Below are 19,371 nucleotides of genomic sequence, written 5' to 3'. Positions count from 1 at the left end.
AGATTTGAGAAGTAGCTCCTGCCTTTATGGTGATAATGTGGAATTTGTAGAAGAAATGTATAACCGTTATCTGCAGGGTGACAAGTCAATCGGGGAGGATTGGTACAGAATTTTTTCAAGCAATTTAGAAGTTAATAAAGCAGAACCCTGTGCTGTGCAGCATGTGGCCAAGACAGATGATTCGGTGGCAAATTTTTTTAGATCTTATGGTCACTTTTTTGCAGATCTTAATCCATTGTCGTCAAATGTAAGTGAAGAAATAAATTATCAGAAATATTCAAATCTCTCTACAGCGCATGATGCCGGAATCTATAGAGATATTTACTGCAAAGACATCGGTTTTGAATTTATGCATATTTCCTCTTATGAGGAGAGAATATGGCTGCAGGAAAAGATCGAAAATCAAACTTACAAGCTGAGCTCGCAAGATAAAAAGGAAATACTCAGACACTTAATCGAATCTGAGATGTTCGAACAATTTCTCCATACGAAATTTCCTGGACATAAGCGTTTTTCTATTGAAGGTGGGGAGTCAGCTATTGTTGCAATTGAGAGAATTATTAGTGATTCCACGACTTTTGGTATTGAGGAAATAGTTCTTGGTATGGCTCATCGCGGACGGCTTAACGTTCTAACCAAAGTTATGGAAAAAGAATATGTAGCAATGTTATCTGAATTTCAAGGTAATCTTGCATATCCAAGTGATCTTGAAGTGTCTGGTGATGTTAAATATCACCTTGGTTATTCTTCTAATCGAACGCTTGCTGACGGTAAGACAATACATTTAAGTTTGTGCCCTAATCCATCTCACCTTGAAGCGATCAATCCAGTTCTGATTGGAAGAGTCAGAGCAAAACAAAAAATAAGATCTGTACTTGGAATATCAATTCATGGTGATGCAGCTTTTATCGGTCAAGGGGTGGTTGGCGAAACCCTGACCTTGAGCAATATTGAAGGATATAAAGTAGATGGTATTGTACACGTTGTCATTAATAACCAAGTTGGTTTTACTGCTAATCCATGCTGTGCACGGTCATCTTCTTATTGCACTGACGTAATTAAATCTATAGAAGCCCCAGTGTTTCACGTAAGTGGAGATAGTCCTGAAGCTGTAAATTTTGTTGCAGGTCTGGCAATGGAATATAGGCAGAAATTTAAGAAAGACGTGGTGATTGACATAATATGCTACCGCAAATACGGCCATAATGAAGGAGATGAGCCTAATTTTACCCAGCCGCTCATGTATAAAATAATATCAAATCATAAAACTCCAGGAACGCTATATGAAGAAAAGTTGACTGCAGATAAAATACTAAGTGGTGACGAAGTAGATAAATTACGCAGTGAGTTCAGGGCAAGATTGGATAAAAGTCTTACTGAATCAGTGGCTTACGCTCCCAAAAAAGCTGACTGGTTCAATGGAGTGTGGTCAAAATTAAGAAGGGCAAAGTTGAATAATCTGAACGAATATTATACAGATTCTGGTGCCTCACAAAGTGAGCTGAAAAAGCTAGGTGTACTCATAAATAGCAATATTCCAAGCAGTTTTAATATCAACAATAAAGTAAGAAAAATACTTGATGGAAGAATAGAGAATATAAATTCCGGTAACAATATAGACTGGGCAACGGCTGAAAGTCTTGCATTTGCATCATTGCTCACAGAAGGAATAGGTGTGCGTCTGTCAGGACAGGACTCTGGTCGAGGTACTTTCTCACACCGCCATTCAAGGCTTGTTGATCAGGTGACAGAAGAAGCATTTATTCCACTGAACAATATAAATAAAGAGCAAGCTCACTTTGAAGTCATAGATAGCGCTTTATCAGAGTATGCTGTGATGGGCTTTGAGTATGGATATAGCCTTGATTCTCCATATTCACTGGTGCTTTGGGAAGGACAGTTTGGTGATTTTGCGAATGGTGCACAAATTATGATCGACCAGTTTATTGCGTCTGCAGAAACAAAGTGGTTGCGATCAAGTGGTTTGGTTTTATTGCTGCCTCATGGCTATGAAGGTCAGGGACCTGAGCATAGCTCTGCGCGTATAGAGAGGTTTTTACAACTCTGCGCGGAAGATAATATGCAAGTAGTTAATTGCTCTACTCCAGCGAATTACTTTCATGTTTTACGTAGGCAAATTCATCGAGACTTCCGTAAACCTTTGATAGTGTTTACACCTAAATCGCTATTGCGTCATAAAAGAGCAGTTTCTAATCTATCTGACTTTAAAGGTGGATTCCTTACGGTAATTCCAGAATATAGGAAGAATTTAGTTTTAGATGACAAAATGCGTAAAGTTATAATATGCGGTGGTAAAGTTTATTACGACATAATTGAGGCATGTGAAGTACAAAAAATAAACGATATAGCAGTGGTACGATTGGAGCAATTTTATCCATTTCCTGCTGATAAGCTAAGCATTGAACTTGAAAAATATGAAAACGCTGAAATTATATGGTGTCAAGAAGAGCCAAAAAATATGGGAGGATGGTTTTTTGTCAACCCATTAATAGAGGAGGTATTACTTGGCCTCAATATTCAAGCAAAAAGGCTTAAGTGCATCACAAGACCTGCTGCTGCATCTCCTGCATGTGGTTACGCTAGTGTCCACGCTCAGCAACAAGAGGAGATTTTAAAGCAAGTTATTAAATAGCTTCACAAGCACTTAGTGGAGAGCTAGCTCAATTTTACCTCCGCTAGTGGAATAGCTTTGTTGCATCACTATCTATGAAAGATTAACTATAGTTAGGATTATAAGCAAATTATTAAAAATCTTATTTTTTTTGCAATCAATCTGATCAAATTTAAGAATAGTAATTTATTATTTATATTAATAAATTTAATTCTATTTAAAATAGCTAAAGTGTTGAAATTATTCAATTTTAGCCAAATTAGTGAATGATAGTGAAATTTCTTTTACTCAAATTAGGTATTTACTGACCATTCTTATTATAAATTAAGAGAATGACAAGTTACTAATATTCTTCACCTTTCTTGTCTTTAATCACCATAGCTGGCATACAACAAAAGCCAAACGGAAGCTGAAGGAATCAGATTGAGTAAGGAAAATTCAAGAAAGCTATAATTTAAAGAGAAAATTTAGTAGAGGCGAGTAATGGTAAAAAACTTTTTATTGACTTAATTTTGTTTTATTCTATAAACTTAATTTATTTTTTATTAATTCTCATCTAGGTATATACCTTTATGTAAACAAAGGTTAGTAAAATGATAGCTAATCTTGTTAAACTAACAAGCAAGCGTGAGAGGAGTTCGTTTTAGTGTTGTTTGGGATACTCTCATCCATATAAGTAAAGTTGATGTCTTTTTTAATAGTCGCAAATTGGAAGATGAATGGAACACGCTCTTTATTCGTCAACTTTATAGGTAAACTCAATGACAAGAGTAATGAAATTACTTCTAAGCTCGTGATTTGCCCACCTTTTACATCACTTCCAGGTAATATAGAGCTGAATAATAATATTAGTATAGGAGCACAGAATTGCCATTATAAAAAGTCTGGTTCTTATACAGGTGAAATTAGCGCAGAGATGCTAAAAGAGTTAGGATGTACTTACGTAATACTTGGGCATTCCGAAAGAACTCACGAAACAAATGGTGAAATAAAGCTTAAATCAGAAACAGCTATAGAATCGGGCTTACACCCAATTATTTGTGTAGGTGAAAATTTAGAAGACCGTGAGAGTAGTAAAACAAAGGAAGTAGTAGAGTATCAATGCAAAAGCCGCTTGCCAATACATGGTGAATATACTGTAGCATATGAACCAATATGGGCAATAGGTACAGGACATGTACCAAGTAATAATGCAATTGCTGAGGTAATAGAAGTGATACAATCTTATACTAGCAAAAAACACGTTATATATGGCGGCTCAGTCAGTTTAGAAAATATAGAAAATTTATCGAATATCTTGAATTTATCAGGAGTTTTAATTGGTAGTGCAAGCTTAGATTTTGATCGCTTTCATAAAATTGTACAGCAAGTTGAAAAAGCCTATTAATTCTGAAATTGTAATTAAAGAACCCTGTGATAGATATATACACTAACAGACCTAAGAAATACAAAATAGCAGCATTAATAGTTGCAGCAGGAGTAGGAAGCCGATGCAGCAATACAATTCCTAAGCAGTATATGACACTAGCAGATAAACCTGTTTTATCGCATGCAGTCAAAAAACTTTTAACCAACCAGTATATAGATTACGTAAGGGTTATAATTAACAGAAATCATGAAGATTTTTATAGAGAAACGATAGATTCTCTACATAACTATTATTTAAGCGAAGCGGTACACTCTTTCCAGTATGTGACGCTGAAATCTAGAAAAAAAGAAGAATGGATTCCAGTGTCAAGCACTGGAATGAAAGGAAGAGTAGATACTAAGTTACTAAGTCCAGTATATGGAGGAAAAAGTAGACAAAACTCAGTTAAGCTGGGACTTGAAAGCTTGCAAAAAATTAACCCAGATTTTGTAGTTATACACGACGCTTGTAGGCCTTTTGTGTCAAATACTTTGATAAATAACTTAGCTCGGTCCATGATTAATAACCAACATACAGGAGTAGTACCAGCAATAGAAGTAGAAGATACTATATCATTAGTAAATGACGATCTCATTGAATCCACAATTCCAAGAGAAAGACTTAGAGCTATACAGACCCCTCAAATTTTCAATTTTAAAGAATTATTATCATATCATCGGTCAAATAAAGAATTTACTGATGATTCATCACTAATGGTAGAACACAAAAAACGTGTTGTAGTTACTAGAGGTGAGAAAATCAATTTTAAGTTAACCACAAAAGAGGATATTAATATGGCAAAGCTTCTTCTTGATGAACCAAAATATCGCGTTGGAACTGGCTATGACATACATAGGTTCATTAAAGCTCAAGGTAAGGCTAAAAGTTTTATAAAGATTTGCGGCGTAGAAATCGAGTATGACATGGAAATAGAAGCACATTCCGACGGTGATGTTGCAATACATGCAGTTGTTGATGCAATACTGGGAGCACTAGGATGTGGCGACATAGGAGCACATTTTCCTCCGAGTTTTCCTGAGTGGAAAGATCGCAATTCATCTCACTTTCTTGATTTTGCTGCTAAAAAAGCAAAAGAAAAAGGATACAGCGTATCTAATTTAGATATTACTATAGTTTGCGAGGAGCCTAAAATATCGCCTTACAAAGTAGCAATGAAGAAATTCATATCAAAAACATTAGAGATTGATAGTGAATTTGTAAATGTTAAAGCAACCACTACAGAAAAATTAGGTTCTATTGGGAGAAATGAAGGAATACTAGCACATGCTTCTGTATTATTATATAAAATAGCTCCACTGCATAATTAATTTTTATAAATACAATAAACATTGTCTGAATCAGAATATCTTACGTTCGTTCTTCAACATACTTCTTGGAATACGCATCCAATTTCTTCGTTTTCCTTTTTATCTGGTAAAAACTCACCGACTCGCACATTTCATATGGTCTTATACATTCCATTTTTATTAAAAAGTTCTTAGTGTGTGCCATCTTCTACAATTTTCCCTGATCAAGAGAACTAGAATGCAATCCATGTGCAGAAGCGTAGGCAAAACGATGCGCGATGACAATAGTTGTAGCATTGCTCATTTCAAGTATTTCGCTTAGTGATTGTTGTACTAACTGTTCTATTGGAGCATCAAGTGTAAAAGTTGCCTCATTTTAAATTAATATAGGAGCACTTTTTTAAATAGCCCTTACAACTGCGATGCGTTTTCTTTGTCCACTAACTTACTTTAACGCCTCTCTCACCTACACAATGGAATGATATCCATTGGTCATTTGTATAATATTATTATGAACCCTCGCCTTTTCACATGCTTCAACAATTTCGTCGAAGCTTGCATCGTATTTAGCAAGTTGTAAATTTTCCAGAACAGTCTTATCAAATATACCAACATCCTGTGGAATCACCGATAAGTTTGCCCATAAAGGCTCTTGTGTAATACCTGCAATGTCATGACTGTCGATATAAGAATTCATCTACTTTGCACGTCAAAGTACCTGAGCAAACACTTGATAAGTGTTGTTTTATCTGCCTCAGACATTCCTATCTTCTGACCTGCATAAATATGTAAGTTAAAATCGTGGATTATAACTCTATTTTGATCATACGCGAAGCATACACTTTCGAACCTAATTTCTCTCCGTACATCTATAAGCAACTTGGCACCTTCTTTATACTTAACGCCATAACTATGATTGACAGCAGTCCTTTATCTACATGTCGAATAAATTGGACTAGTTATTATACTCTTGTCGTCATTTCTTTATGTTGTTTTAGTATATAATAATATGCTGACAGACACATATCACTCGGATAAGAATTTATTTTACAAATATCTCTTTTTGGGAAGCAGGCATTTATTGCAATTAGCTTTTGTTCAAGCAATGTTTTTAGTCTATTTAATAATGCCAAGTTCTAGTGACCGTTAATTTAGCTTCAAATAACAAGACTATTATTTTACCACTATTTATAAACATAATTTTGGCTATAGGTGCACCATTTATATATTTTGCCTATTCAGTGGATAGTGTTGAATTGATACAATTTTCCATTTGGAATATGAGAATTGCTGGAGCAAGTTCTACCGTGTTTTTAAAATTAGTGTGCTTTAATATCAGGACTTTTATTAATGATAAGGGTAACTATCTATTACATTCATTTCTGTTATTTACCTAAGGAGGTGTACTTGAAATACTGACTATTGAAGGAAACGTTACTATCCATGCCCATTATCATGGTTCTGTAGCCGGTATCACTATAGCTTTTATAAATTTTGTCTACTGGCTATTATCAAAATTAGGCTGTAAAAAGATAAAAAGTCCATAGTAAGATTACAGATCCATGCCTATAGTGTAGAATATTCTTTGCATATTACCGGATTTGTATGGCTTGGTGGATATGGTGCTTTAAGAAAATCTGTAGATTTGTCAAATATTCTATTAAAATTAGCATATACTTGTTCTGTCGTAGGTAGAGCTATATCAGTTGTTGGCAAAATGTTGTTCATAATAACTGTGCTTTCATCTTTGTTAAAAAAGGCAAAGCGCGTAACTTAAACTTTCAAATGGCTAATAACACACAACTGTAAGAATATTGTACTACCAGGCGAGTCGTTCAAGTAGCCCTCTTTTTGTCATCCCAGTGCGTGACACTGTTATTTAGTAAATTTATTTACTACTTCTATCATCCTATGGTCTTTTAGTGTGAGAAGCAAGCGTCAAGTGGCCGGGAATATTGGCAACCCCACGTCATACCACGATTCGTTCGCGGTATCTCACCATAGATTCTGCTAACGAGTAGCAGAATGAAGGTTGTCATTTAGCTATAAATATTAAAAAATTTTACTAAATAGAAAAAAGGCAAAAAAACTCCAGGTAGCAAGTTTTGACCATATAATAATTTAAACTGGCACTGTAATAATTTGCTAACGCCTAGTTTAAGCGCAATTTAGCTGAATATAGAAAAATTTAAAAGACATGTAGCCGCAATAATCTGATATAATCCACCAATAAATACTTGAGTTTTTTTACTAAATTTTGTTATTGAACCTGCAGGTCAAAAACAGGTCGTAAGTCAAAAATACCCTTGCTATCATGATAAGGAGGTTAGTAAAGTTTATCAAGAAGTAGTTTTTTGCATTTCTATTTCATAAGCTATTTGAATCTTGGTTTATCAAATCACAACATCTATATAGTTACAGTGATATAATTTAGATCTAGCTACAAAACACAAAATTAATGAAAGAAGCTACGAATACCAGTGAAAAACATAGCAATTTCATTTTCATTTGCAGCTTTTATCACATCTTGATCTTTCAGCGAACCACCAGGCTGAACTATGGCTGTGATTCCATGTTTTGCACTTTCCACTATGCTATCTGGAAATGGAAAAAATGCATCTGAAGCAAGCACAGCACCCTTACACTTTTCATCCGCATTTTTTACTGCGATGTTCACACTATCTATTCTGCTTGTTTGTCCTGCACCAATGCCAATAGCACAACCGCCTTTTGCTATAACTATTGCATTGGATTTTACATGTTTACATATTTTCCAAGCAAAAATGAGATCTTCTTTTTCTTCTTCCGTTGCAGTGTGTTCTGTTACTTGACTCATTTCTTCTGCTTTTATTGCGTAGCTATTATTTTCCTGTACTAAAAACCCACCAATAATATTTTTAATCTGATATTTCGCATTTTGCTGAAGAGATCTATAAATAATCACTCTTAGATTTTTCTTTCTTTGCAAAGTTTTTAGTGCTTCATCGCTGACTGATGGTGCTACCACTACCTCCAAAAATATTTCGCTCAATTTTTCTGCTAGCTTTAAATCTATCTCCCGATTTAAAGCAACTATGCCACCAAAACTGCTTATTTCATCACACGATAGAGCTTTTTTATATGCTTCCAAAACACTATTACCAACAGCAGCGCCACATGGGTTATTGTGCTTAATTATCACTGCTACAGGCTCTTTAAACTCAGAAACTATATTAAGCGCAGATTCTATGTCTACTATATTATTATAACTCAACTCTTTTCCATGTATTTTTTCCAGTGGATATTTAGTAAATTGATTACTATAAAATGCAGCTTTTTGATGAGGATTTTCACCATACCTTAATTCTTGTACTTTACTTCCATATAGAACAAAAAACTCTGGTAATTCACTACTTTTACTCTTGGATAAAAACCAGCTGTAAATATTAGAATCGTAGTGTGCAGTAAGAGCAAACGCCTTAGTTGCTAGATATTTTCTATATTCCAATGTTGTCTTATTGTTATTTTTCATCATTTCAGCTTTCAGTGCTTCATAGTCCTGAACACTAGAAATGACCGAAGTAAAATGAAAAATTTTTGCTGCAGCTCTAATTAGCGCTACTCCGCCAATATCTATTTGCTCTACGATTTGTTCTTCACTTGAGCCGCTACTGACTGTTTCCCAAAATGGATATAAATTAATTACAAGCAGATCTATAGGTTCAATTCCTAGATCCTGCATCTCCTTTTTGTGTTTTTCCCGATCAAAGAGTATTCCTGCGTGAATTTTAGGATGCAAAGTTTTCACTCTACCACCTAATATCTCTGGGAATTGCGTGTAATTGGAGACTTCTTGTGTTTTTATTCCCGCATCGGACAGCACTTTATATGTATTTCCTGTTGAGAGAATCTCTACTTGTTGCTGTATTAAAAACAATGCAAGATCAATTATATTTGTCTTATCATATACTGATATTAAAGCTCTCTTAATCTTCACTTTTATGTAGAAAGTTTTTTTAAGATTATACATAAAAAAAGTGATTTGGCTATAGTCACATTGCTCACAAATGAACAGACCTCTTACCTTTACAGACCCTGTATTTTGACATGAAGCTTAATGTTTATTGTACTTACACAAGCAAAGTTTGATGGATATTTTCCATTATATTACCGTAAGCAATTATCTTTTCTTCACCTGTATCCATATTTTTAATCTTTAAAGTTTTACTGCCCAGTTCTTCATTACCAAAAATTAATGCAGCCTTAGCATTTGCTTGACTTGCTTTTTTCATTCGGTTTTTAAGCGCCCCGTTATACTCATAGATTACATATAAGCCATTCCTGCGCAATTCATTCGCAAGTGTCAAAGCATGCTCTTCAGCTTCTCTGCCAATAGGAACTAAGCAAATAGGTCTATCTCCCTTCATGGAATAGTTAATTAATTCCATTATGCGTTCAATACCCCCTGCAAATCCTATTGCTGGAGTATATTTTCCACCTACTGAAGATACCAGATTATCATATCTTCCACCTGCAAAGACCGCCCCTTGTGCACCAAAATCCTCTATAACAAATTCAAACACTGTATGGCAATAATAATCCAGCCCTCGAACTAATTTACTATTTACAGTACAAGGTATATTGAGAGCTGTTAATCCATTTAGTATTTGCTCAAAGAAATCTGAGGATTCTCTTGTATAATAATCACTGATTTTGGGCGCATCAGAGATTATCAATTTATCTTTCTCATCCTTGGAATCTAATATTCTGAGTGGGTTTTTAGTCAATCTATTTTGGCTGTCCTCTGATAGGTCATTTTGAAACTTTTTAAAGTACGGTATCAAAACTTCTCTGTACTTAGCAATTGTTTCACTATCACCCAAAGAGTTAATTTCTAGTCTTACATTCTTGCTGATATTAAATTCAGTTAATAAATGATGAGCAAGCGATATCAATTCAATATCAGCTTTTGGATTTTCTACACCAAAAACCTCAAAATTTATTTGGTGAAATTGTCTCTGCCGTCCCTTTTGTGGTCTTTCATAGCGAAATGCAGGTCCTGTTGAAAATAATTTTATCGGTATTTGCAGTTTTTTTTCAACCAATAGCCTAACAATCGCTGCGGTGAACTCAGGACGTAAAGTTATGCTCTTTCCTCCCTTATCATAAAAAGTATACATCTCTTTATTAATAATGTCGGAACCATCACCTAAAGTTTTCATAAAGACTTCTGTATATTCAAATATCGGAGTTTGGGCAGGTAAAAAGCCGTAAAGACTTGAGATCCTATTTGCTATTTGCTGAATGTATTTAAACCTATACCATTCATCAAATAGAAGATCCTTTGTTCCTCTAACTGTTTGATTAGTCATAACGTAGTCTCTATACCTGAAACCTCTGGTATGTGGTAACACAGCATATTTTGCACTCCTTGTTTTAGGGTAATTGCAGCACTTGGGCATCCAGAGCAGGCTCCTTGCAGTTCAACATAAACTATTCCATCTTTATAGCCGCGGAATTTGATGTCGCCGCCGTCTTGAGCAACTGCAGGTTTGATGTAATTTTCCATCAACTCCTTTATTCTATTTACAATTTCTATATCATTTTCATCGAAAAATTCCTCATCCGGTATGTTGTTGTCATTCACTCCTTTTCTATCTAGTGCCTTCCCACCAGAGGTAAAGTGATCCATAACCGTAGTTAAAATTTCCACTTTTAATATGTCCCAACTAATCCCATCCGATTTTGTTACTGAAATAAAATCATGGCCAAAAAATACTCTTATCACATGTTCTATTTGGAAAAGGTCTGCTGCTAATTTAGAATTTTTTATTTCATCTGGATTTGAAAAATCAGCAGTTTCTCTTTCGTTTAAAATCGCAAATCCAGGAAGAAATTTTAGCGTATTGGGGTTTGGTGTTTCTTCAATTTGAATGAACATGTTATTTACCTGACGATTATAATATTACTATTTAATCACAAAATGAAAAAAATATACACGTCATTCCTTTTTTGGCACTCATGGTAGGTTAAATTTACCCTACCTAAGGTAGTTGTGTCTTTCCTCAGAAGTCACACTAAAAATTATACTGGCAATAACATGTATATAGATGAGGCATTAAAAATACCGGAGCTAAATCCTGAAGCAAGCTAAAATGAAATCAATAAAGCATATCAAAATTTAATTAAGTTAGTTCATCCAGACAAAGGAGGCTTAGAATATTTTGTGCAAAAGTTAAATGCAGCACGTGATAAGTTGCTAAAAAGATAATAACTGTTTATTACATAGTAACCATTAAAAATTTTTTCGGTTTCCCATATAAATTCTACTGCTGCAGACTTAAGTTATGAATCTAAATAAGCACTCAAATTTGAGTGCTTATTTCTTGAAAAAAAACAGATATATACAGACATTGGTTTGTATTATCTCAGTGGAACTTAACAAGTTTATCTATAGTTTTAGTAATGATTCTTGGAGTATCCGGAGAAACCTTTGAATTAAGCCTATTTAGTTGCTCTATAGCAAATTCACTATTCTCATTAGCTATAAAATTACACAAAATGTCTTCTATACTCTTAGTAATATTTTCATACTTTCTCAAAGGATGATTTTGTGGATACCTATTGATGGTTTTAATACTGGAATACTCGACAAAAGCTTGATCCTTAAAAGCAAGTTCTCTCAATTGTTCTTTGAGTTTTAATTCTTCCTCTTTTGCCAATAGGCAAGATTGTATCAGTGATTTTATGATCGAATTTATTGTTTGATGTATCTCATAATTTACTACAATATTAATAATATTCTCTTTTACCACACAATCATACATACTTTTTTCGCTCTTTAACAACTCTATCAATGTTTCGCTATTTTGTGAATTTAATTCTAAATTTTCTTCGCTCATAGGAGTCATGATGAAGGTGTTTTTATTCACTCTAATGTTGAACTGTGGAGAGCCACCAAAAAATGAAAGCACTATGCCCTTAGATTCAAGTGCATGATTACATGCAGAAAAGAGAGTGTGCGCTATAACACTGCTTGGCACCTTCATTCCGTGTTTACTCAAATGATGCAGTACATTTTCAACGTCATAATACGTGAAGTCTGAACTTTTTAGTAAATCAACAATCTCTATGCTATCTTGTTGTTTATACCTTATCCTTACCTCCTCTGTAAAAAGAGTTTTGGCTGCTACATGTTTATCAAGCACCGTGAAAATTTTGATGAAATTCTCTAAATCCTGTTTGTCAATTAATTCAATAGTAATTAAGTTCCTGCTAACAATTGAAATATTTTTTGTCATTTTTCCCACTAAAAAAACTCACTAAATAAATTGTATTTTTAATCCATTAAAATTTGTTTAAAGCAAATATGCTAATTCTTCATTCGTGCATTGCACAACAGTAAAAGCAAGAAAAATTACATAAAATCGTCATGTGATGCTACATATTCTTCATATTCATCACTATTGCTTGTGTAAGTTGTTACATCAGTTTTATCATAATTGGTACTTAACATATCATCTAACTTCCCTTCCCTTTCAAGGTCCATCAATTTGTCACATCCAGCAATATGGTGTACATAATTGCCATTTTTATCAGCAATAAAAATTTGCGGAACTGTTCTAACATTATACTTTAACTTTATGTCACTAAACAAATCTGAATTTTTAAACACATCAATTTCTTCATATTTCACACCTTTCTCATCTAGCAGCTCCTTTGCTCTCTTACAGAACGGACAGTACTGCTTTATATATATAACAACCTTTCTTTTAGCATTTTTCACAATTTATCTCCGTAATTTATAAAATACAGTTATTATATATTAAGAAAGCATGTATAAAATATCAAATTGTATGAAAATTATTTATGATTACGAGAGAGGAATAGAAAATAACGTAGCATTAACCTTTGGAAACTTCGACGGCATTCACTTAGGACATGAGTTAGCAATTTCTACTCTAAAGAAGATAGCGCAAGAAAGAGGATTTCCCTCCGCAATCTTAACTTTTGAGCCTCATCCATCAACTATTTTATTTAACAGAAATAATTTTAGATTAATAAATCAAGAACAAAAAAAGGAACTAATCAGCAGCTATGGTATAGATTACTTATACATTATCAATTTCAATAAAGGTTTTTCTCAAATCAGCTGTGACGACTTCATTAGCAAGATTTTGATAGATAGGTATAACACTAAACACATAATTGTCGGAGAAAGTTGTACTTTTGGTCATAAACGATTGGGTAATACACTAATCTTAAGGAAACATTCTGAAACGTATGGATATTCCTTGACTAAATTAGAACCATTAACAGTTAATGGAAAAATTTGCTCTTCTTCTTCAATTAGAGAGCACATACAAAAGGGTGAAATAGAAATTGCTAATAAGTTGCTTGGCAGATCTTATCAAGTTTCTGGTACTGTAATGAAAGGTGCACTTAGAGGTAGAGAAATAGGATTTCCAACCATAAACATTCCTATAGAAGATTGTATGATAAAACCTAAGTTTGGTACATATTATGCTAAAGTGGCATTTACCTCCTTAGATGTCATTCCAGCACGTGATGCTGGAATCTATAGATCCCAGTATCAAAGCAATGAAACAACAGAAGGTTCCGCAAAAGGCTCATTCTCTGGCAGTGGTCCAAGTTGGCTATACGGAGTAGTCAACATTGGTATGAGGCCTACGTTTAATGACTTAAAAAAACCCATAGTAGAGATGCACATATTTGATTTCAATGAAGATATATATGACCGTAAGGTTAATATACAACTTTTAAAGTTCATAAGATCAGAAAAAAGGTTCCTTAGTGTTGACGAATTAACAAAACAGATAAATCATGATATACTTGAAGCTTATCAGTTAAGGACAGACTTATGAAAAAACTATGCTTGATTATTACACTCATAATAGTATTGACAGATCAGGCGAGCAAGCTTTACATAAATTCATTGATTGATGAAGGAGAGTCAATTGAGGTTTCCAGCTTTATAAGACTAGTTGAAGTATGGAACTCAGGTATTAGTTTTGGAATGTTCAGCACCTTACCATATAGCGATCTTTTTTTTTCAGCATTTTCAACATTGATAATTGGTGTACTTGCATACTTAGTTTATAAGTCTAATGAGCAATTAACCTGTCTTGGTTTTTCTTTGATGATTGGTGGAGCAATCGGAAATGTAGTTGACAGGATCTACTGGGGAGCTGTATATGACTTCATATATTTTCATATTGGTGATTGGTATTGGCCAGCTTTCAATTTAGCAGATTTATATATAGTTTGCGGAATGTTTACATTGTTATATAAATGGTACATATATGATAGGTTTATTTCTAAGTGAAATGAGGAAAAATCATTGTTTTGAGTTCAATTATATTAGGCCAGAATAATGCTTAACAAGTTCTTTAGTTTTTTTATATTACCTGTATTTTTTTTCATTTATCCAATTGTTCTGAAAACTGAAAGTGTAGAACACAACATAAAATATGCTAAACTCAGCAATGGGTTAGATGTTTATGTCGTCCCTAATTATCGAATTCCTGCTGCTCTACACGCAATAATATATAAAGTTGGAGGAATGGATGACCCGATTGGCAAAGCAGGATTGGCTCACTATTTTGAACATTTAATGTTTGAAACTACAGGAAGGTTTAAAGACATAGAATCTACTATGAGCAGTATTGGGGCTCAATTTAACGCTGGTACGACTAAAGAATATACCATTTACTACGAATTGGTCCTCAAAAAAGATTTACCACTAGCAATGGAAGTCGAAGCAGACAGAATGGGCAACTTTAATGTTACTCAAGACAAAATAGACAGGGAAAAAAACATCGTGCTAGAAGAAAGGAAGATGAGATTTGACAATCATCCTAACAATTTATTATGGGAAGAAATGAATAGTGTATTTTACCGTACTGGCTATGGCAGATCCGTTATTGGCTGGGAAAGCGATATTAAAACTTACAATCAGGATGATATAACGAGATTTCACGATAACTATTATCACCCAAACAATGCAATACTGTTGGTTGTTGGTGATGTGGAATTTGATGCAGTAGTGAAATTAGCGGAGGAAAAGTATGGAAAAATCAAAGCCAAGCCAGTAATTAGGTATTACCCAAATCAGGATCCAGTATACAATGCAAATCTATCAGTAACCTTAGAAAGCGCTGAGGTAAAAGAACCAGTGTTATATTTTCGTTATCGTGTTCCTTTATTCAAGCATATAAGTGAAATTTCTGCTGTTGATTTGGCAGTTGACATTTTAGGAAGTGGCAAATCTAGTAAACTATATAAAGATTTGGTTCTAGATAAAGACATAGCAGTGTCAGTGTCTGCTTATTATGATAGTTTAACTTTTAGTGATGGTTATATTGATATCAAGATAACTCCAAAAAACGGAGTGAGTTTAGATATCGTTGAAAGAGAGCTAAATAGCGCTATCAATCACTTTACCTCGGAAGGAATAACGAATGAGGAGTTGCAAAGCACAAAGTATAGGTACAAGGCGGCACAACTTGATAATCTATCGAGCCTAACCAATATAGCATTTTTCTATGGCTCACATCTAGCACTTGGTATTCCACTTGATGAAATAGATATTTCATATAGTAAAATTGGTGATGTTAATTTAGAAGATGTAAATAGTAAAATTCGTACCATCTTTTCTGCTAATAAGTTAGTTGGTCGTTTGCTACCAAAAGGAGGTAATAATGAAGATAAGTAAATTTGTATTTCTATTTCTTTTCTGTCTAGGCTTTAATTTACAAGCAAGCGGTACCCTAAATATAGAAGAGGTCATTACCCGTAAAGGGTTTAAATTTTTATTCGTTGAAAACTGTGATTTACCAAAGGTCTCACTGAACATATCGTTCAAAGATGCAGGTTACGCATATGAGAATGTAGAAAAACAGGGACTTACTTGGTTCACTTCCCTTGCAATTCAAGAAGGAGCGGGAAAAAATGATGCCAAAGATTTTGCAAAAAAGCTTGAAGATAAAGGGATTAGCTTAAATTTTATTGCTGGTTTAGAAGCATTTAGGGCTTCGTTAAATACTTTGTCTGAGAATCTAGAGGAAGCAGTTTCGTTACTAAGCGATGCTATAATGCACCCTAAAGTTGACCTTGAAGGATTGAATAGAGCTTTTGAGAAAGCCAAAGTTAATTTTAATAATTTTGAAAAAGATCCTTATTTTATTGCTGGAAAAGAATTGAATACGTTGTTGTTTAAGAAACATCCTTACTCAAAAAGTGAGTATGGAATTCTTGATACTATAATGAGCATTACTAAAGATGATGTTCTAGCGTACGTAAAGCGTAATTTCACTAAAGATAATATAGTTATTAGTGTTGTTGGTTGCACAACAAAGGAAGAAGTTAGTGCACTACTAGATAAATATTTATCAAAACTACCATTAAAAAGATCAAAAGTCAGAAAAATACCTGTAAAAAATAACTTTGGCCCTGCAGAAAGTAAAAACATTTTTATGAATATACCGCAGAGTGTAATATTTTTTGCCCAAAAAGGTATAGCTTATGAAGATCCTGATTATTATAGCGCCAGCGTCTTAATTAATGCGCTTGGCGGCATGGGACTAAATTCAATATTAATGAAAGAATTGAGGCAAAACTTGGGTATTACTTACGGTGTTTTTGCACATATTATCCCCAATAAACATGGGAATGCTATAGTTGGAAATATGAGTACTGATAGCTCTACTGCTGGCAAAGCTATATTAGCAGTAAAAGATACATTGAGCAGAATAAAAAGGGAAGGAATTGATGAACAATTGTTCAAGGATGCAAAAACCATTTTAGTAAATAACCTTACCTTTTTTCTATCTAATAACACAAATACAGCAATGCTATTAGATGATACGCAGATAAATGATCGTGATGTTAACCGCATAAATAATTATGCGGATATCATTAATGACGTTAAATTAGAGAAAGTAAATGAACTGGCAAGTTCTTTATTAGATCCTGAAAATTTATTCTTTGTTAAAGTCGGAAGAAACACTTAAAGCAAACGGTCACTATAATATGGATAAATTTTGAACTATATATCCTTATTTCAGGTGAAGGATAATACAAAAAGCGCTAAAACAGGAAACAAAAAAGCCTTAGTAGACTCATTAATAATGACATTGTCCGCATCAACACAGGTATATTCATCATTGTTAATTTGATACATATTACAAGCTGACAAGTAGGCATAACAAGTATGCTCTCAGTAATATTAGCACAGGTGTTTTTTTGGTTTAATTTCCCTGATTTCAAATGTATACTCTTTATTTTGATTATTTCAGAGAAAAAAAAGCCTATATAAAAAACGTAACTACAAGAAAACACTAGAAGCAAAAAGAAGGAACGAATATAGAATTCAAGGTATTTGTTTGGACATTCTATGCGATGTACTATTTTTAACTGGTGCTTGCAGTTTCTATTGCTTTATTTAGTAGTCCTGTAGTTCTTTTCATTACTATACCACTCATTACATTAGGTTGTGTAGTGATGGTTGAACATAACTCACTCTATTTACCGTCAAGTTAAAAACTTTAAAAACCACTCTTCACAACTTTCAAAAGAGAAACAGTAAGAGCTGCACACAGAGATGAAAAAAGAAATAAATTCATCACGCCTTTACAAAATTGCAGCAAAAGTCCTGCCTAACATAATAGTACTAGCAAGATTGCACACTAATAAGGAGAACAAAGAAAAACGAAAAAGGTTAACTTTTAAAAGAAATGCTGAAATGAGGTAACAGGAAATAAGTTAACAGTAATACAGTGAGTAAAAAAGGTAAAGTTGTCGAAGCACCAAGTAAAGATAACAAAAAGGAAAATATTAAACGCAATTCTGAAGTTTCATCAATCATACCTTTTTTGAGTGAAAATGTAGTTGATAAAGAGAAAGACAGCAATACTTCATGGTCTCTCTAGTTTTCTACTTAGCATTGCTATTAACCTTACTGCTTCTACGTAACATTTATGCTCTTCAGACAAGATGCGTTTTGAGAGGCTATGAATATCATCATTTGGTAACACTGGTACAGCAGCTTGAGCAATTATAGCTCCAGCATCAACTTCAGAAGTGACGTAATGCACGGTACAACCCGTAACTTTTACACCTGCTTTCAGGGCTTGTTCCTGGGCATTTAGGCCTTTGAAAGAAGGAAGTAAAGAGGGATGGACATTTATAACTTTGCCATGCCATTTATTAAGAAAGTCAGCTTTGAGAATTCTCATAAACCCCGCAAGGCAAACTAAATTAACCTCATGTTGAACAAGTATTTCATGAATTTTATCAACATCAAGTGGTTTGTTTTCAACAACAAATGTTGGCACTCCTGCTTGCTCTGCTACTTTTAAACCAGCAGCTTTATTATTGTTGGAGATAACACATGCCATTTCTGCAGGAAAGCCGTAATTTTGACATGCTTTCATTAATGCTTGCATATTCGATCCCCTACCTGAAATTAGTATTCCGAGTTTTACCTTTTTCATCATGTATAGTTAATTTATAGTCTAGTGTGAGAATTAATATTAGCAGAATAGCCCAAAAGGAAAACTTATTTTATGGCGAAGAAGTAACTTACTTAGACTTTTTTGCATAGCTTTAGCAACATGCATGGGTATCCAGCCGCCATTTAGGTAGCTCAAAAACTACTTAATAAGCTTTACCAGTCTCGTTATTACTAACAATAAAGCTGTTTTATAATTCTAAGTCTATTGGAAGCCTGGATCTAGGAGTTCTATTCTTTTAGTGTGTTGCATTTAATTTCTATAAGGTTTTTTGCTACATTCTTTTTGAACTTTTTCTATAATGTGGTTGTTATACCCAATGTCATAAATTATACTTAATTAAGTGTTTAAAAATACTAAAAAAAACGCCAATAAATAATATAGGCTATGCAAAACCTAATAATGAACTGCCTCACGCATCTAGCTTAAATTGGCTTTAACGCTTAGATATTTTGCTGTTTTTATGTAGTATATAATTATAAGTATACATTTTTGTAATTGCGTTATTATTTA

General features: G+C 33.8%; 17 protein-coding genes and 1 pseudogene. 10 read left to right on the top strand and 8 right to left on the bottom strand.

All coding sequences use genetic code 11. From position 1 onward, the window contains the following. The first annotated feature begins 4 nt into the window (after nt 1-4). The 3 genes from WBP_RS01645 to ispF all read left to right on the top strand — a co-directional run bounded on the left by WBP_RS01645 (nt 5) and on the right by ispF (nt 5,368). On the top strand, nt 5-2,653 hold the full coding sequence (locus WBP_RS01645; RefSeq protein WP_167896302.1) for a 2-oxoglutarate dehydrogenase E1 component: 2,649 nt from the start codon (nt 5-7) through the stop codon (nt 2,651-2,653). A 664-nt stretch (nt 2,654-3,317) separates the two neighbouring features. After that, a complete protein-coding gene (locus WBP_RS01640; protein WP_167895866.1) occupies nt 3,318-4,019 on the top strand; it encodes a triosephosphate isomerase in 702 nt (233 codons plus the stop codon). Between the two features lie 26 nt (nt 4,020-4,045). Next, nucleotides 4,046-5,368: a 2-C-methyl-D-erythritol 2,4-cyclodiphosphate synthase gene (gene ispF / locus WBP_RS01635; RefSeq protein ID WP_167895865.1), complete on the top strand. Its 1,323-nt coding sequence runs from the start codon at nt 4,046-4,048 to the stop codon at nt 5,366-5,368. 40 nt (nt 5,369-5,408) lie between these two features. Here ispF and WBP_RS01630 read toward each other — a convergent pair whose 3' ends face one another. Further along, a complete protein-coding gene (locus tag WBP_RS01630) occupies nt 5,409-5,552 on the bottom strand; it encodes a hypothetical protein (RefSeq protein ID WP_167895864.1) in 144 nt (47 codons plus the stop codon). Between the two features lie 261 nt (nt 5,553-5,813). Next, nucleotides 5,814-6,044 (bottom strand): hypothetical protein, encoded by a 231-nt coding sequence (locus WBP_RS01625; protein ID WP_167895863.1) that lies wholly within the window; start codon nt 6,042-6,044, stop codon nt 5,814-5,816. Between the two features lie 252 nt (nt 6,045-6,296). Here WBP_RS01625 and WBP_RS06175 point away from each other — a divergent pair. Next, nucleotides 6,297-7,124 (top strand): annotated as a pseudogene (locus WBP_RS06175) (cbb3-type cytochrome c oxidase subunit I); the annotation flags it as partial. Nucleotides 7,125-7,802: 678 nt separating this feature from the next. Here the strand turns inward: WBP_RS06175 and purH are convergent. From purH to WBP_RS01590, 5 genes are all read right to left on the bottom strand, one after another. After that, nucleotides 7,803-9,323, bottom strand: a complete 1,521-nt coding sequence (gene purH / locus WBP_RS01615; RefSeq protein WP_167896301.1) for a bifunctional phosphoribosylaminoimidazolecarboxamide formyltransferase/IMP cyclohydrolase — start codon at nt 9,321-9,323, stop codon at nt 7,803-7,805. A 133-nt stretch (nt 9,324-9,456) separates the two neighbouring features. Then, on the bottom strand, nt 9,457-10,698 hold the full coding sequence (gene hisS / locus WBP_RS01610) for a histidine--tRNA ligase (RefSeq protein ID WP_167895862.1): 1,242 nt from the start codon (nt 10,696-10,698) through the stop codon (nt 9,457-9,459). Next, complete coding sequence (locus WBP_RS01605; RefSeq protein ID WP_011256611.1) at nt 10,695-11,267, bottom strand: NifU family protein; 573 nt, start codon at nt 11,265-11,267, stop codon at nt 10,695-10,697. The genes hisS and WBP_RS01605 overlap by 4 nt, the downstream gene beginning before the upstream one ends. A 487-nt stretch (nt 11,268-11,754) precedes the next feature. Then, nucleotides 11,755-12,627, bottom strand: coding sequence for a hypothetical protein (locus WBP_RS01595; protein WP_167896300.1), 873 nt, complete (start codon nt 12,625-12,627; stop codon nt 11,755-11,757). Between the two features lie 116 nt (nt 12,628-12,743). Continuing rightward, entirely contained in the window at nt 12,744-13,112 is a 369-nt protein-coding gene (locus WBP_RS01590) for a glutaredoxin (RefSeq protein WP_167895861.1), read from the bottom strand. Between the two features lie 70 nt (nt 13,113-13,182). Between WBP_RS01590 and ribF the strand changes: the two genes are divergently transcribed. From ribF to WBP_RS01560, 6 genes are all read left to right on the top strand, one after another. Next, nucleotides 13,183-14,211, top strand: coding sequence for a bifunctional riboflavin kinase/FMN adenylyltransferase (ribF, locus tag WBP_RS01585; RefSeq protein ID WP_011256614.1), 1,029 nt, complete (start codon nt 13,183-13,185; stop codon nt 14,209-14,211). Next, complete coding sequence (gene lspA / locus WBP_RS01580) at nt 14,208-14,672, top strand: signal peptidase II (RefSeq protein WP_167895860.1); 465 nt, start codon at nt 14,208-14,210, stop codon at nt 14,670-14,672. Before ribF ends, lspA begins: the two co-directional genes overlap by 4 nt. 48 nt (nt 14,673-14,720) lie before the next feature. Continuing rightward, the gene (locus tag WBP_RS01575; protein WP_167895859.1) at nt 14,721-16,061 is read left to right on the top strand and encodes a M16 family metallopeptidase; all 1,341 of its coding nucleotides are present in this window, start codon (nt 14,721-14,723) and stop codon (nt 16,059-16,061) included. Next, nucleotides 16,048-17,358 carry a M16 family metallopeptidase gene (locus WBP_RS01570; RefSeq protein WP_167895858.1) on the top strand — a complete coding sequence of 437 codons (1,311 nt, stop codon included), beginning with the start codon at nt 16,048-16,050 and terminating at the stop codon, nt 17,356-17,358. The genes WBP_RS01575 and WBP_RS01570 overlap by 14 nt, the downstream gene beginning before the upstream one ends. Before the next feature lie 590 nt (nt 17,359-17,948). Next, on the top strand, nt 17,949-18,098 hold the full coding sequence (locus tag WBP_RS01565) for a hypothetical protein (protein WP_158676332.1): 150 nt from the start codon (nt 17,949-17,951) through the stop codon (nt 18,096-18,098). A 25-nt stretch (nt 18,099-18,123) separates the two neighbouring features. Then, nucleotides 18,124-18,276 carry a hypothetical protein gene (locus WBP_RS01560; RefSeq protein ID WP_167895857.1) on the top strand — a complete coding sequence of 51 codons (153 nt, stop codon included), beginning with the start codon at nt 18,124-18,126 and terminating at the stop codon, nt 18,274-18,276. Here the strand turns inward: WBP_RS01560 and purN are convergent. After that, nucleotides 18,262-18,840: a phosphoribosylglycinamide formyltransferase gene (gene purN / locus WBP_RS01555; RefSeq protein WP_167896299.1), complete on the bottom strand. Its 579-nt coding sequence runs from the start codon at nt 18,838-18,840 to the stop codon at nt 18,262-18,264. The genes WBP_RS01560 and purN overlap by 15 nt on opposite strands. Nucleotides 18,841-19,371: the final 531 nt, after the last annotated feature.

Source organism: Wolbachia endosymbiont of Brugia pahangi (genome assembly GCF_012030695.1).
Taxonomy (GTDB): domain Bacteria; phylum Pseudomonadota; class Alphaproteobacteria; order Rickettsiales; family Anaplasmataceae; genus Wolbachia.
The sequence above is the reverse complement of the archived record's forward strand: the minus strand, read 5'-3'. Positions and strand labels throughout refer to the sequence as shown.

What these genes read in the sequence shown, in the direction of transcription:
- WBP_RS01640 (WP_167895866.1), top strand. Translation starts at nt 3,318, where the DNA reads ATGTCTTTTTTAATAGTCGCAAATTGGAAGATGAATGGAACACGCTCT.
- WBP_RS01630 (WP_167895864.1), bottom strand. Translation starts at nt 5,552, where the DNA reads ATGGCACACACTAAGAACTTTTTAATAAAAATGGAATGTATAAGACCA.
- WBP_RS01625 (WP_167895863.1), bottom strand. Translation starts at nt 6,044, where the DNA reads ATGAATTCTTATATCGACAGTCATGACATTGCAGGTATTACACAAGAG.
- hisS (WP_167895862.1), bottom strand. Translation starts at nt 10,698, where the DNA reads ATGACTAATCAAACAGTTAGAGGAACAAAGGATCTTCTATTTGATGAA.
- WBP_RS01605 (WP_011256611.1), bottom strand. Translation starts at nt 11,267, where the DNA reads ATGTTCATTCAAATTGAAGAAACACCAAACCCCAATACGCTAAAATTT.
- WBP_RS01595 (WP_167896300.1), bottom strand. Translation starts at nt 12,627, where the DNA reads ATGACAAAAAATATTTCAATTGTTAGCAGGAACTTAATTACTATTGAA.
- ribF (WP_011256614.1), top strand. Translation starts at nt 13,183, where the DNA reads ATGAAAATTATTTATGATTACGAGAGAGGAATAGAAAATAACGTAGCA.
- lspA (WP_167895860.1), top strand. Translation starts at nt 14,208, where the DNA reads ATGAAAAAACTATGCTTGATTATTACACTCATAATAGTATTGACAGAT.
- WBP_RS01575 (WP_167895859.1), top strand. Translation starts at nt 14,721, where the DNA reads ATGCTTAACAAGTTCTTTAGTTTTTTTATATTACCTGTATTTTTTTTC.
- WBP_RS01570 (WP_167895858.1), top strand. Translation starts at nt 16,048, where the DNA reads ATGAAGATAAGTAAATTTGTATTTCTATTTCTTTTCTGTCTAGGCTTT.
- WBP_RS01565 (WP_158676332.1), top strand. Translation starts at nt 17,949, where the DNA reads ATGAAAAAAGAAATAAATTCATCACGCCTTTACAAAATTGCAGCAAAA.
- purN (WP_167896299.1), bottom strand. Translation starts at nt 18,840, where the DNA reads ATGAAAAAGGTAAAACTCGGAATACTAATTTCAGGTAGGGGATCGAAT.